This window comes from Clostridium weizhouense (genome assembly GCF_019431045.1).
GTDB lineage: Bacteria > Bacillota > Clostridia > Clostridiales > Clostridiaceae > Clostridium > Clostridium weizhouense.
Window position 1 is genome coordinate 53,542 of the sequence record NZ_JAHXPT010000017.1, and the last position, 13,025, is coordinate 66,566.

Sequence of the window (13,025 nt, forward strand, 5' to 3'; positions counted from 1 at the left end):
TAACCAACCTCCTTAACATTATTATATGTCAAAGTGTAAAAAAAATATACTAAATGTAAAAAAAATTTTTACATTTAGTATATTGATAAAATATTAATAGAGTCAAATTTAAATTTAGCCATTTTTATTTTAAATCTATATATTTTTTTATATTTTTAATTGTTTACAAAACTCAATATAAAAACCTTCTAGTAATTGTAAAGCAAATGAGTTAGCTAATATCAAACAAGCTTAATAAAATTTTTAATATTTAGGAGGTAAAAATAATGAGTTATAATACAATTTATGTTAATGGATATGCTTTATCAGCTAAATTTGAATCAAAAGTAATAAGAATTAAAAATGATAATGCTTTAAAAAATATGCTTACCAATACATCTAATGGTTCAACTGATATAGCTTATACACTTAAACAAGAATATAGAAAGGCTATCGGAGAAACTATAAAAATTTCAACAAGTTCATTAGCAGTAGAAATATTAGCACATGTTTATCCAGATAAAATTGCTCATGCTGTAGAAAATATTCCTGGATTAGGACATTTGGCAGATAAAGTAATTGCTCATACTGATCCAATTGATTGTGGAGAATTATCAGTTGATAGTAATAGGTGGATATGGGATACAATTGCTCCTTTTCATAAAATGATATTTGGAGATATTGTAGGTTAAAATACAGTTTTTAAAACAAATTTATAAAACAAAACGATTAAAGATTATTATATTACATCAAATTAATATTCCTAATTATTATAATTTACTCTAAAAAGTTTGATGAATTTATAGTAGTAAATTTAACGAATTCATAGAGTATTTTTATGTACTAAAAGTTCTTAGTCTACCACCCCTAATTATAAGAGAATAAAGGGTTTTTAAATATATTAATATTATCTATATATATAAATATAAGATATAAATACATAATATTAATATTTAATATTAATATGTAATATTATAAAAGGCACTAGTATTAAGTCTAGTGCCTTTTATAATTTAGTAATCCTTTTTAATACTTTCTTTATTAGACATAAAAAAAGAGATAATCTAAAAAATTTTAGATTATCTCTTTTTACATTAAGCAACATTGAATTTTCTAATCTCTCTTTGAGTTAATTGTGCAGAGTAAATTTTTTCTAACAGTCCACCATTAACAAAGAAAGCTTTCTTTTCAATGATAAGATTCATTAATGATTGTACATCCTCATCTTTAATATCTTCTTTAACTCCATTTATAGTTAATGAAATCTTTTTGCCAGTTTGAGTTAAAAATGTTATTACTAAAATATATTCCATAAATAGTCCCCCCTTCTTTTATTTATAGTGTAAACTTAAGCTCTCATTAACTTATTAGTATTATTTAAGAAAGTACTTCTAGTTTCTCCATCCAGGATATTTTTAAATGCATTACCAATTTCATATGCAGCTTCATCTGTTATATCAGGATTTAAATTTGAGAAAGTTTTTTTCTTAAAAACTGGATCCCCTTGTTTGTCCACTCCTTTTTGAACTTCTATAGTTAATGAACAATTAGTTAAAACTTTATTTACAGCCATAATTCTAACCCCCTTTTTGTTTTGATATTAATATGTATGCAACATAATAAAAAATTAACTGGTAATAAAAAAAATAATAAAAGTGGCTACGCCACGTATCAATTGATAATTGACAGTTGACAATGCACAATTATGGTTGAAAGCCACAGGCTTTTTTAAAAGTATATATTTTAGAAATCACGCGGTGATTTCATCATCCATCGTCAATTGAAAAATATAATCTAAAGTTATCCAGAAATTTGACTAAGTTATAATTTTCTAAACAGCAACAAAACACGAATATTATATCTATATTTCATATAAATGTATGTATTAAAAGATTTGTTTGTAATTTTTGTAAAATAGATACGTATAATAAGGATTAAAATTAGACTATTATAAGAATTAAAGAGCTTTATGTATATTTTTTACTTATAAACATATGTTTTACAAAAAATCAAGCCTAAACATGGCACAAAAGCATAATTTTGTGCCATGTTTAGGCTTCTTTAGTATTTACATCAGTTTTAACTTTAATTGAAAATATTTTTACATATATATGTTCTAATTAAGTTATTACATTTATAATGTTTTATATAATTTTTATAAGAAATTATATTTTAAATTAATAATATCTAGTTAGAAGCATATATATCATAAATTTTCTATATAAGTTCCTGATTATAGAGAGTAGTAATATCATTTATAGATATTTTTAAATTTATATTAATGAACAAAATTTATTGGAACTTATATAGCAATCATAAAATGAATTGATATTAAATATTAATCCATAAATGATTAGTTTTTTTAACTTTTAATGAAAATTATAATATAAGAAATCTATCATCAAGAGTTGTATGGGAAAATAATATAGAACACATTTATTTAATCTTTTTTCTATTTAATAAATAGGATTCTTATAGTTCATTAATTGTATCAGTTACCGCCATATTTCGAATTCGTTTTGATGGAGCATAGATTGCAGCGATAGATGTAATGGAAACAACCAAAAGTACAATAATTATATGCCTAATAGGAATACTCCAAATAGCGTAGTTAAAATAAGCAGTAATAAGCTTGTCGTATAGTAATTTGCTAATAAATAGACCAACTACAACTCCTACAATACAACCTGATATAGAATAGGTAAACGCTTCAGCGGCTATCATTTTTGTAATCTGATGTTCGTCCATACCAACAGCCCGCATGACTCCATATTGCTTTATTTTTGCGGATACGCTCATAGAAATACTGTTCATAATATTTAATACAGAAACCAAAGTTATAATTGTCAAAAATCCATATACAAAAAATGTAAATGCCATATATGTGCTGGATTGCATAGTCCGTAAGTCTCGTTTATCGCTAAAATTGTACTTCTCACCTACGACATTATGGATGGCTTCAACATTTTTGTCCTTCGCATTTTTTGTCATCTGTATCATAATAAGTGAATAGTCTGTTATACCAGTAAGGCGAGTAAAAGTTTCTTTAGAAGTAATGAGTATTGTTTTCCCATTTGGAGCACCGTTATCACTAAATGGGTTACATTTTAACAGACCTGCGATTTCAAGTTCCTTATTGCCAACTTTGATTTTATCGCCTATATTTAGAGGATTGTCCTTGTCCCAGATTGTAAGTACGTAATTACTGTCTCCATACACTTTTGAAATATCGCTACCTTTTTTAAGTTGCTTATCTTTTATAAGACACTCCAAATCATAATCATCATAGGAAATCATATCAATCGTGTTTGTTTTAGAGTTTACTTCTGCCAAAATATCAAAAGAGCTTCTTCGCCCAAAAACATGTTTTACATCTGACATACCACTTATTTTATCAAGCAATGCACTGTCTATCGAATTTGAAGTATTATTACTAGAAATGTTGATATCAGGAGTATCTGAAAATTGGGGCATAATATAGCCGATAAACTCTATCAACACTGAAAAGCTCAAAAACAGGATGATGCTAAGAGCAAATGAGCTTGTCATAAGTATTAAGTTTTTCTTTCCTGATACTGCACGATGAATACCAAGGGCAGTTTCAATTTTTGAAAAACGGGTATTCAATGCATGGGTTGCATTTTTTGTATTTTCCGAATTACCAGATACTGCTGTTACAGGCGATACCTTTGCAGCTCGTTTTGCCGGAGAACTGGCGGCAATGAGTACTGTAACAACTCCCACAATTATTCCACTGATAATACCTATTGGACTGACTCCAAAAAGGGGTATATTAGAGAACTCTAACGCGACAAGAAACTTTAGTCCAGCACATAATCCCCATGTGACCACAATCCCAAGTATAATCCCTATTGGAACCGCAGTTTTGCACCAATTAAGGGCTTCCAGTTTGACAAAACGTATAATCTGTTGTCTGCTCATTCCAATGCAACGCATCATTCCGAAAAACTTTGTCCTTTGAGCAACATTACTGTTTATACTGCTTGAAATCATAAGCACTCCTGCAATCATGATAAGCACAAACAGCACAGCTGCTGTAGAATATAGAGTTTGCATCGATCTTGTACTAAGGTCTTGCTGCTTATCCAGTAATCTTGATGTCTCCATTCTAACACCCATATCTGCCATACTAAAAACAGCAGTTACCAAAAATACGGCAAATATAATACAAAGAAGCGTCATACGATTTTGACGTCTATGTACTTTTGCAGAAATTGGGATTAAACTAAGATAGCTTTTCATTCACGGCACCTCCCTAAATCAGTCAGTTTGCCATCGGATACTTGTATTATTCTATCTGCAGTCTGTGCGATACTTCGGCTATGGGTAATCATAATAATGGTTTGTTGGTACTTTCTTGCAGCTTCTTTTAGTAAAGTAATCACTTCACTGCTGTTTTGCGTATCTAGATTACCAGTCGGCTCATCGGCAAGGATAAGTGAAGGTCTTGTAATTAGTGCACGTCCTATTGCTACACGCTGTTGTTGTCCCCCTGATAATTGACTTGGTAAATGGTGACGACGTTCTTTCAAATTAAGCACCGTAAGTAGTTCCTCAAGATACTTTTTATCAGGCTTTTGATAATCAAGCAGTACTGGAAATATTATATTTTGCTCAACATTCAATTCTGGAATTAGATTAAAATTTTGAAAAATAAATCCAATATTTCTACGCCTAAAAACTGTCAAGTTACTATCTTTCATAGAAAAAATATCTTTACCGTCAATAAATACTTTGCCGGAAGTTGGCATATCAAGTGCCCCTACCATATTTAAAAGTGTACTTTTTCCTGAGCCTGATTCTCCAACTATTGCAACAAATTCGCCTTTTGGAACAAAAAAGCTTATATCTTTTAATGCATGTACAGCAGTTTCACCGTTTCCATATGTTTTAGAAATTGATTTAACTTCCAATAAATTCATATGTTTTCACCTCTTTCTCTGTTGATATTAAAATATTATCATGCAAATCTTACTGTTATATGACACTTATCCTACAATTTTGTAGGAATTAAAAAATTGATTGTAAAAGTAGTTCCAATACCTAATTCGCTATCAACTTCGATTGCTCCACTGTGTGCTTCAACAATAGCTTTTGCAAGCGATAACCCAAGTCCAATACCTTGCGTGTCTTTAGAAAAACGACTTCGATAAAATCTTTTGAAAATATGGTGTAAATCCTCTGGGTGAATACCACGTCCATTATCTTTTATAATCACTTGAATAATAGACGCAAATTGTTTCCATTTAATATGAATAGAATTTCCTTTTTGAGTATGATCAAAAGCATTTTTAACAATATTACTGATAGCTTCAGTCATCCAATTACAGTCACATAATAAAGTAATGTCATCATCTCCTGACAGATATAGTTGCTTTTCCTCAAGCTTTGCACGAAATGAAAAGTGGCTTTCTATACTACTCATCATTTCAGATACATTCTCTTTAGCTTTCTCAATTACTATTGTTCCAGCATCGAGTTTTGTAATTTTCAAAAGATTTTGTACCAGTATTTTTATTCTGTCAAGCTCCTGCTCTGAAAGATCAGTAAACTCTTTGATTGTCGGTAAACTCTTTGCTTCTTCTTGCATAATTCCATTATATATATTAAGGGCAGCGAGTGGAGTTTTTAACTGATGAGAAATATCAGAAATGGTATCTTTTAAAAACTTTTTTGCTTTTCCTTCATTTTCAGCATGAGCATTTAAAATAGAAACTACGGAATTTACTTCATGAAATAGTCTGTATATCTCTCCTTCCTCATTGCATTCAATACGTGCATTTTGATTTCCAGAAATATATTCTTTGATTTGCATTACTGCATTTTCCATAATTATATTTTGTTCTTTAAAATACCTATAACCAATTATCAATATCGAGATACTCATGCACAAGGAACATACTAATATATACAATGCTGCATTTTTAAATTTCAAACCTATTAATGTAGCAGAAATTAAGGTAAAAGCTACTATAATAAGTAATACTAAACTAAAAAGTTTTTTGATTTTCTTATTTACTAATATTTTCATCATACACCCCAATCAACAGTATTCCATTTATACCCCATACCCCGAATAGTCACTATTTTTTGAGGGTCACTCGGATTATCTTCAATTTTTGTACGCAGTCTTCGTATATATACAGTAAGGGAATTCTTATCTATATAGTTTTCGTTGCAATCCCATAGTTTGCTTAAAATCTGGTCAGGAGAAAGAACAATATTAGAATTTTCCATAAACATGCATAATAATTTATACTCACTTGTTGTTAAGTCAAGTTGTTCTCCATTTTTATAAACTTCTCTTTTTAGCAGTTGTACGTTTATGCCATTAGAATTTAATTCAGTATCAGCTTCAATAAAATTATCACTTCTGCGAAGTAAAGCATTTATCCTAGACATAAACACCGCAAGCTTAAACGGCTTTGTTATATAATCATCTCCACCAATATCAAGCCCCATTATAATATCCATTTCTTCATCAGCAGCAGTAAGAAACATAATCGGAACCTTTGATGTTTTACGAATTTTTCTGCATAAATCATAGCCGCATCCATCAGGAAGCGACACATCTAAAATCACCAAATCATATTTATTATCTGCCCATAGTGCTTCTGCTTCAAGAATTGTACGGGCAACATCTATTTCATATCCTTGCTTTTTTAGGGCAAAAGATAAACCATTAATTAAACTCAAATTGTCTTCAACAAAGAAAATGTGTTTCAATTGTTTTCACCATCCTTTATTTTCTGCATGTATGTCCAAAGTAAACAGGCTTGTCTACATCTTTCATAAATTTAAATTAAACCATAATAGTTACTTTTTAATAGTTACTTTTTTAACTTATCATAGTATATTTGATTTTTATATAAATTAAAACAAGTCTTTAGAATATTAATTTTATTAAAATCTAAAGGCTTATTAATTGTAAAGAATTTTTAATGTTTAGTTTTCTAATAATCCTTTTATAAGTCTAGTAGAAGCCTGACATGTTTCATCATTTATCATTTTTATAATTTTATTACTCATATCTATTTCTTTTATATTATCTTTATTAACTAAAAAGGATCTGTGGCATCTATAAAACCTATCATCTAGCTTTTCTTCAATGTCCTTCATATTAGAATAAAATTCTATATGCCTATCTAATGCATGTAAAATAACTTTATGTATTATAGTTGAAGTTTCAAAAAATAATATTTTATTATACTCAACATTTATAATTTTATCTTTTGCCTTAATGTTAAAGTTTTTCTGAAGGGCTGTAGCTTTAGAAGTATATTTTTTATTTGCATTTATAATGCATTGATGTATTCTATCATTAACATTTTGATAATTATCTTTTATTATATAATCCATTGCCTCAACCTTATATATAAATGTAAGGTAGCTCATTTCTGCATGAGTTGTAACAAATACAATAAATCCTCTTGGGTCATATTCTCTAATTAACTCTGCTAATTTTATACCATTAATATTTGACTTTAAATCTACATCCAAAAAATATAATCCAGATACATCGTTATCTTTTAAATAAGTTATAATATCATCAGGGTTTTCTGTAGATAAAGCTACTTCCATATCAAAATTTTCTATAATAATTGAATTTTCAATTGCTTTTGTAATTTTCTCTCTTTGTTTTTTATTATCTTCACAAATAAAAACTTTAATCATAATAAACCCCTTTCTATTATACATGTCCTATTTCTAACTTTTGAATAAATTCACCATTTTCTATTATAGTATCTAATGAAACGTTATTGTAATGACTAATTAATTCTTTTAAATTACTAAGGCCAAGTCCTCGATTTTGTCCTTTTGTAGAAAACCCTTTTTGAAACAATTTATATATGGGTGGAGTATTTTCTGGACAGCTATTTATAATTACTATAATTGTAGAGCTATTCTTATTTACAACAGCTACTTTTAAAGATTTATTAGTTGATATTAAAGCAGCATCAATTGCATTATCAATTAAAATACCAACAACCCTACAAAGGTCAATAATATCCATATCTATTCTTTTAATCTCCTCCATGATATCTATAAATACATCAATTCCTAGTTCTTGTGCATGTATCAATTTAGAGGACAGAATTCCTTTTAATTCTAATAATTTTATGTTTTTTAAATGCCCTATTTTAAAATTATTTGTCTCTAATCCTTTTCCTAACGGAATAATTTTGTTATTAAAATAAACTTCAAGACCACACATATCTTTATTTTCTATGTATCCTATAATAGAAGATAAGATATTTATATAATCATGTCTAAATTCTCTCATTTCTGTATAAAGCTTTTCTAAATTAGATGTATATTCTTTTAAATTTTCAAATTGAATTTTTTTATTTTTAAATTCCAATTCTTTGATAATATTTTTTAGTAGTGTATAAGTAATTATAAGTAACAATATAAAATAAATAAAAAATAATATCCCATTAAGTTTTATAATTTCAGTGTTAAAACCATCCTTACTTCCTAAAATTATATTTGAATAAAAAATTATAAGTGTCAACAATAAAGCTGAGATAATTAAAAAAACAAATTTACGGTTAATTTGAATCTTATATATTTCAAGTTTTTTATTTATAAAATTTCCAAGTAATTTACTTATAATAAATATGATTATACAATCTGCTAAAACGCATCCTATAAATGCAATATTATTTTCAAAAGTTACATCAAAATTCATGCCTATAATAAATATTCTAATAAAACTTACTATATAATCTGAAATAACTGCTATTAATGTGGAAATTATAGGTGTTGATATACTGCTAAACGATTTATTAGTTTTCTTATATAGATAAATCATTATTATTATGTTTATTGGAATAAATGAAATAAATCGGTAAAGTATGTATATTGGTAATGTTACAAGTTGACTTATACTTATTAGTATAAAAAGCTCTTTTTTAGAAATTTTAAAATATATTAAATTTAACATTGCTATATTTATAAATATAATTGTACTTAAAGCACCGAAAAAATTATTCATGATATCAAACTCCTGGTATATATTTCATAATTTGTATTATATCACATTTATTGTATAAAAAAATCGCTAAGCGACTGTGGAGCGTCGATTTTTTTAGCCATGCACCCTTTCCAAACGTAGTGCAGGAATACTGGTGCGGCATATGATTATTTTTTATTCTTTAAGTTTTATTTCTTAATCTTTAAGCAATGATATAATCTAAGTTATCCACAGATTTTTAAAAATATAATTTCTTAAAGAATAAAAATAGAACCTATTAAAAATAGTCTTTTTTAAGTCTATTTTTAATAGGTTCTATTTTAATCTTATTTATAAGTCTTTTTTTATTTTTGCTAGGTAGCATTCCTTTATAAATATTGTTTTTATAGGATGGATTCAATATTTTCAATGTCTAAATTGCATTTTTAACAATTTAGACATTGATCATAAATTAAGCATATATTTTTTTACTTTCTATCAATTTAATATTGGTTTTGAATTAAGTCAGATCATCTCGAAGTGCATCAATAATATTTTCTTTTTTTATCTTACTAATGGCATAAAGCATTGTAATGAAGACTATAAAGAGAACACTAAATATGCTGATTACCAGACTGCTCCATGGGAACACAAACTTGAAGTTGTCCATTCTTTCTATGCTCACCAACCCTTTGTAAATTAGCCATGAAGAAATTGCAGCTATTGGAAGTCCGAATATTAACGTCCTCATTCCATAAAAAATACATTCGAAATTCATCATTTTTTGGAAATCGCGTTCAGACATTCCAACAGAGCGAAGCATAGCAAGTTCCCGTTCGCGTAGCTTGATATTTGTGGAAATGGTGTTGAACACATTAGCAATTGCAATTAGCGAAATCATAATAACAAAAATATAAGTAAATACATTAATAACAAATGTTATACTGCGGTATTGTTCAACTATAGCGTATACATTGTTTAAGGTATATGCAGACGTAATTCCCGCACCTTGAATCATTGTTTCCATTTTAGCCACTGATTGCAAAGGAGTATTTGAACGAAAACTTATGCCTATATCCGAATGAACATCAGGGGTTTCAAACTTATCTTTAAGAGAATAGGGGGCTACCACCATAAAAACATATGGATTCTGCTTATAAGAGTGTTTTGGGAGCGGATTCACCGGATACGTATCAACAAACGTAATGTTTATGTTTTGTTCCTGTTCAATTTTCGGCTTGTCATTTATTTGAGGGGCGACATTTAAATTTATGGAACTACTTTCAAACATATCAAATACTTCGTTTGGACCATCTTTCTTATCAACCCTCTGTTTGGCAAAGGCAATCATTTTTGCATCTTTTCCAGTATATTCTTTTTCAGATAATCCTAATTCTTTGATAAAACTCAAATATTCGTTATCCTCGATAAACTGGATATCTATTGGCAGATTAATCGTTTCGTCCGGTGCAGTATAACCTGAATATTCCTGATAACGGTCTGAAAAATTGCTTGCTTTAACTGAGCATAAATACGCGAAAATCGCTTGATACGAGCTTTCGTAAACTCCGTCTGCGGTTTTTAGTTTATCGTAAAGTGGGAATATTTCTCTGTCATTTATGTCCTGAGTTGTAAAAAGGATATCGTAGTCTAGATTCATTATCAATTGTTCTGCAAGTCGTTTTAAAGTTGTTTCAAAAGCACTTCCTGATACAAACAGCACTACACTTAAAACAAGGGATAACACAATGCTATGATAGCGTTTTTTGTTTCTCTTAAAATTTTTTAGTGCAAGAGTTCCCTCCAAACCATAAATACGATGTGCGAGTTTTGACGTTTTCACAGCTTTTGATTCAGTTTTAACTTCGTTTGTCTGGCGAATATTCTCCATCACCGGAGTCTTTGCGGCTTTTCTGGCAGGGATATAAGCTGAAATTAAAATTGTAATCAAACTGATCAAAGCTGCCACGACAATCGCAGGGATAGACACCGATAATGTTAAAGGCACGGTGCTTGTGATAATGTTCCTGAAATTCCCTTCAACAATAGGAATTACAATCCAAATACTTCCTATACCGACTATAATGCCAATCGGTATACCGATTGCACCAATGCAAAGTCCTTCAAACAGCACTGAATTTCGCAGTTGCTTTGCTGTGGCTCCAATAGATGAAAGAATCCCGAATTGGTGTGTGCGTTCATTCAGCGAGATATTAAACGAGTTATAAATCAGAAAAATCGAGCCTACCATTATTATGGCAACCAAAATTCCACCAACTGTGTACAAAAGCGAGTTGAACAGTTTATTGTTCGAAACTCCCATAAAGCGCAATACATTATCATTAAAAACATAGCTATAGTTTCCGGCTGTGCTTATTGCATAAGACTGCACTCTACTAGGATTTTCAAGTGTTACAAATACGCTAAAGTTGTCAGCTTGTTCTTGAGTATCCATTTTAGTTATCAAGGTGTATCCCGGTGCAGAATGTTCTTCAAAACCTGGTCTTTCGCAAATACCAACAACAGTATAGTTTTTCTCAGTTTTTGGCAAAAGAGTTTCTTTGAACTTTCCAGACTCTTCTCCAGAAATATAAGGGTCATGTTGACTAAGATTTTTATTTCCGTCCATACGGCTTCCAACAGTAAGTGAAATCGTATCTCCTACATTAAATCTAACGCCGCCTTTGGCTGCAACGTGGGATGGGACAAGAATTTCATTGCTGTTTTCTGGCATCCTGCCTGAAATTAAAGTTATGGGTAAGGTATCAAATGATTTCTTGTTAAATCCAGCAATAAAAAGATAAGGCTTTTCAGGGCTTTTCACCTTGTCAAGTGTTGCATAGCCAATATTTTCAAATGCTGCAATGCTTGAAACTCCACTGTCTTTGGTTCGCTCCTGCACGAAAGAGGAATTAACATCCAAAAATTCAACGTGCCAATCTCCGTATTTAATAATAGAACCATTTACCAGAAAATTTAACAGAGAACTACCTAATGTAGCGACTGCAGTAATCATAGCAGCAGACAGAATAACTCCAATCACCGTTACAATTGTTCTGGTGCGGCTTTTTTTCATTCCTTGCAAGGCAACTTTGTTAAAAATATTCATCAACGTTTTACCTGCCTTTCATCTCGAACTACTTTTCCATCTGCGATGCAGATAATACGGTCTGCTTGCAAGGCTATGTTTTCATCATGTGTAACTATTATAAGAGTCTGGTGATATTTGTTATGACTTTCTTTCAGTAGCTGAATAATCTCATGTCCATTACGGCTATCTAAACTACCAGTTGGTTCGTCAGCGAGCATGACAGCTGGTGCATTCATCAATGCACGACCGATCGCAACACGTTGCTGCTGCCCTCCCGAAAGCTGATTTGGCAAATGTGTTTTTCGTTCTTTTAAGCCAAGAAGTTCTAAGAGCTCATTTAGCCTTTCTTTGTTAACCTTTCGCTTGTCCATCAGTATAGGCAACGTGATGTTTTCCACCACATTAAGAGTTGGAATTAGGTTATGGAACTGGTAAATCAGTCCTACCTGTCTTCTGCGGAAGATGGCGAGTTTTTCATTATTTTGGGCATATACATCCTGACCCTCTAAGTATATTTTTCCACTTGTCGGTACATCCACACCAGCTATGGCGTGCAGCAGGGTTGATTTTCCAGAGCCAGATGAACCGATAATCGCGGTAAATTCTCCTTTTTCAATTGTAAGCGAAACATTATCAAGGGCGGCAACTTGATTTTCACCCTTGCCGTAGACCTTACATAAATTTTCAATTTTTAAAAACTCCATTATGTGAGTCTCCTTTCTTATGTTTTATCTATATAATAGAACAGTTAACTTACATTTTTGTGACTTTTATGTGAAAGATTAGTCACTTTAGATAAAAATATAATATCGACACTTCTTTTTCCTGACCTACGGACAGTTATTTGTAATAAATTTTAATAAAACCATAATAATTGATTAAATTGATTATTATGGTTTTAGATTTATTCTTATAATGAAATTTTATTACATAACTGAATTAATATGTAAATGAATAATTAAAAGTATTCAAATGTAT

Annotated in this window: 11 protein-coding genes; 1 reads left to right on the forward strand and 10 read right to left on the reverse strand. The window is 29.9% G+C overall.

Annotation, left to right across the window (positions count from 1 at the left end; genetic code table 11):
• Positions 1-266: 266 nt before the first annotated feature.
• Positions 267-671: a hypothetical protein gene (locus KYD98_RS16570; protein WP_219781159.1), complete on the forward strand. Its 405-nt coding sequence runs from the start codon at positions 267-269 to the stop codon at positions 669-671.
• A gap of 402 nt (positions 672-1,073) precedes the next feature.
• On the opposite strand, the gene KYD98_RS16575 is transcribed toward KYD98_RS16570, so the two are convergent.
• From KYD98_RS16575 to KYD98_RS16620, 10 genes are all read right to left on the reverse strand, one after another.
• Positions 1,074-1,292: a DUF2922 domain-containing protein gene (locus KYD98_RS16575; RefSeq protein WP_219781160.1), complete on the reverse strand. Its 219-nt coding sequence runs from the start codon at positions 1,290-1,292 to the stop codon at positions 1,074-1,076.
• A gap of 35 nt (positions 1,293-1,327) precedes the next feature.
• On the reverse strand, positions 1,328-1,552 hold the full coding sequence (locus KYD98_RS16580) for a DUF1659 domain-containing protein (protein WP_258049893.1): 225 nt from the start codon (positions 1,550-1,552) through the stop codon (positions 1,328-1,330).
• An 899-nt stretch (positions 1,553-2,451) separates the two neighbouring features.
• Positions 2,452-4,242 carry an ABC transporter permease gene (locus KYD98_RS16585; RefSeq protein WP_219781161.1) on the reverse strand — a complete coding sequence of 597 codons (1,791 nt, stop codon included), beginning with the start codon at positions 4,240-4,242 and terminating at the stop codon, positions 2,452-2,454.
• A complete protein-coding gene (locus tag KYD98_RS16590; RefSeq protein WP_219781162.1) occupies positions 4,239-4,922 on the reverse strand; it encodes an ABC transporter ATP-binding protein in 684 nt (227 codons plus the stop codon). The genes KYD98_RS16585 and KYD98_RS16590 overlap by 4 nt, the downstream gene beginning before the upstream one ends.
• Positions 4,923-4,993: 71 nt before the next feature.
• Positions 4,994-6,031, reverse strand: coding sequence for a sensor histidine kinase (locus KYD98_RS16595; RefSeq protein WP_219781163.1), 1,038 nt, complete (start codon positions 6,029-6,031; stop codon positions 4,994-4,996).
• Positions 6,031-6,726 (reverse strand): response regulator transcription factor, encoded by a 696-nt coding sequence (locus tag KYD98_RS16600; protein WP_219781164.1) that lies wholly within the window; start codon positions 6,724-6,726, stop codon positions 6,031-6,033. The genes KYD98_RS16595 and KYD98_RS16600 overlap by 1 nt, the downstream gene beginning before the upstream one ends.
• A gap of 219 nt (positions 6,727-6,945) precedes the next feature.
• Positions 6,946-7,674, reverse strand: coding sequence for a LytR/AlgR family response regulator transcription factor (locus KYD98_RS16605; RefSeq protein ID WP_219781165.1), 729 nt, complete (start codon positions 7,672-7,674; stop codon positions 6,946-6,948).
• A 16-nt stretch (positions 7,675-7,690) separates the two neighbouring features.
• Positions 7,691-8,998 carry a sensor histidine kinase gene (locus KYD98_RS16610; protein ID WP_219781166.1) on the reverse strand — a complete coding sequence of 436 codons (1,308 nt, stop codon included), beginning with the start codon at positions 8,996-8,998 and terminating at the stop codon, positions 7,691-7,693.
• 478 nt (positions 8,999-9,476) lie between these two features.
• Positions 9,477-12,065 carry an ABC transporter permease gene (locus KYD98_RS16615; protein ID WP_219781167.1) on the reverse strand — a complete coding sequence of 863 codons (2,589 nt, stop codon included), beginning with the start codon at positions 12,063-12,065 and terminating at the stop codon, positions 9,477-9,479.
• Positions 12,065-12,751 (reverse strand): ABC transporter ATP-binding protein, encoded by a 687-nt coding sequence (locus KYD98_RS16620; protein WP_219781168.1) that lies wholly within the window; start codon positions 12,749-12,751, stop codon positions 12,065-12,067. The genes KYD98_RS16615 and KYD98_RS16620 overlap by 1 nt, the downstream gene beginning before the upstream one ends.
• Positions 12,752-13,025: the final 274 nt, after the last annotated feature.

Coding starts and splice junctions, on each gene's coding strand:
- KYD98_RS16620 (WP_219781168.1), bottom strand. CDS start 12,751: ATGGAGTTTTTAAAAATTGAAAATTTATGTAAGGTCTACGGCAAGGGT.
- KYD98_RS16590 (WP_219781162.1), bottom strand. CDS start 4,922: ATGAATTTATTGGAAGTTAAATCAATTTCTAAAACATATGGAAACGGT.
- KYD98_RS16570 (WP_219781159.1), top strand. CDS start 267: ATGAGTTATAATACAATTTATGTTAATGGATATGCTTTATCAGCTAAA.
- KYD98_RS16605 (WP_219781165.1), bottom strand. CDS start 7,674: ATGATTAAAGTTTTTATTTGTGAAGATAATAAAAAACAAAGAGAGAAA.
- KYD98_RS16595 (WP_219781163.1), bottom strand. CDS start 6,031: ATGAAAATATTAGTAAATAAGAAAATCAAAAAACTTTTTAGTTTAGTA.
- KYD98_RS16610 (WP_219781166.1), bottom strand. CDS start 8,998: ATGAATAATTTTTTCGGTGCTTTAAGTACAATTATATTTATAAATATA.
- KYD98_RS16575 (WP_219781160.1), bottom strand. CDS start 1,292: ATGGAATATATTTTAGTAATAACATTTTTAACTCAAACTGGCAAAAAG.
- KYD98_RS16585 (WP_219781161.1), bottom strand. CDS start 4,242: ATGAAAAGCTATCTTAGTTTAATCCCAATTTCTGCAAAAGTACATAGA.
- KYD98_RS16615 (WP_219781167.1), bottom strand. CDS start 12,065: ATGAATATTTTTAACAAAGTTGCCTTGCAAGGAATGAAAAAAAGCCGC.
- KYD98_RS16580 (WP_258049893.1), bottom strand. CDS start 1,552: ATGGCTGTAAATAAAGTTTTAACTAATTGTTCATTAACTATAGAAGTT.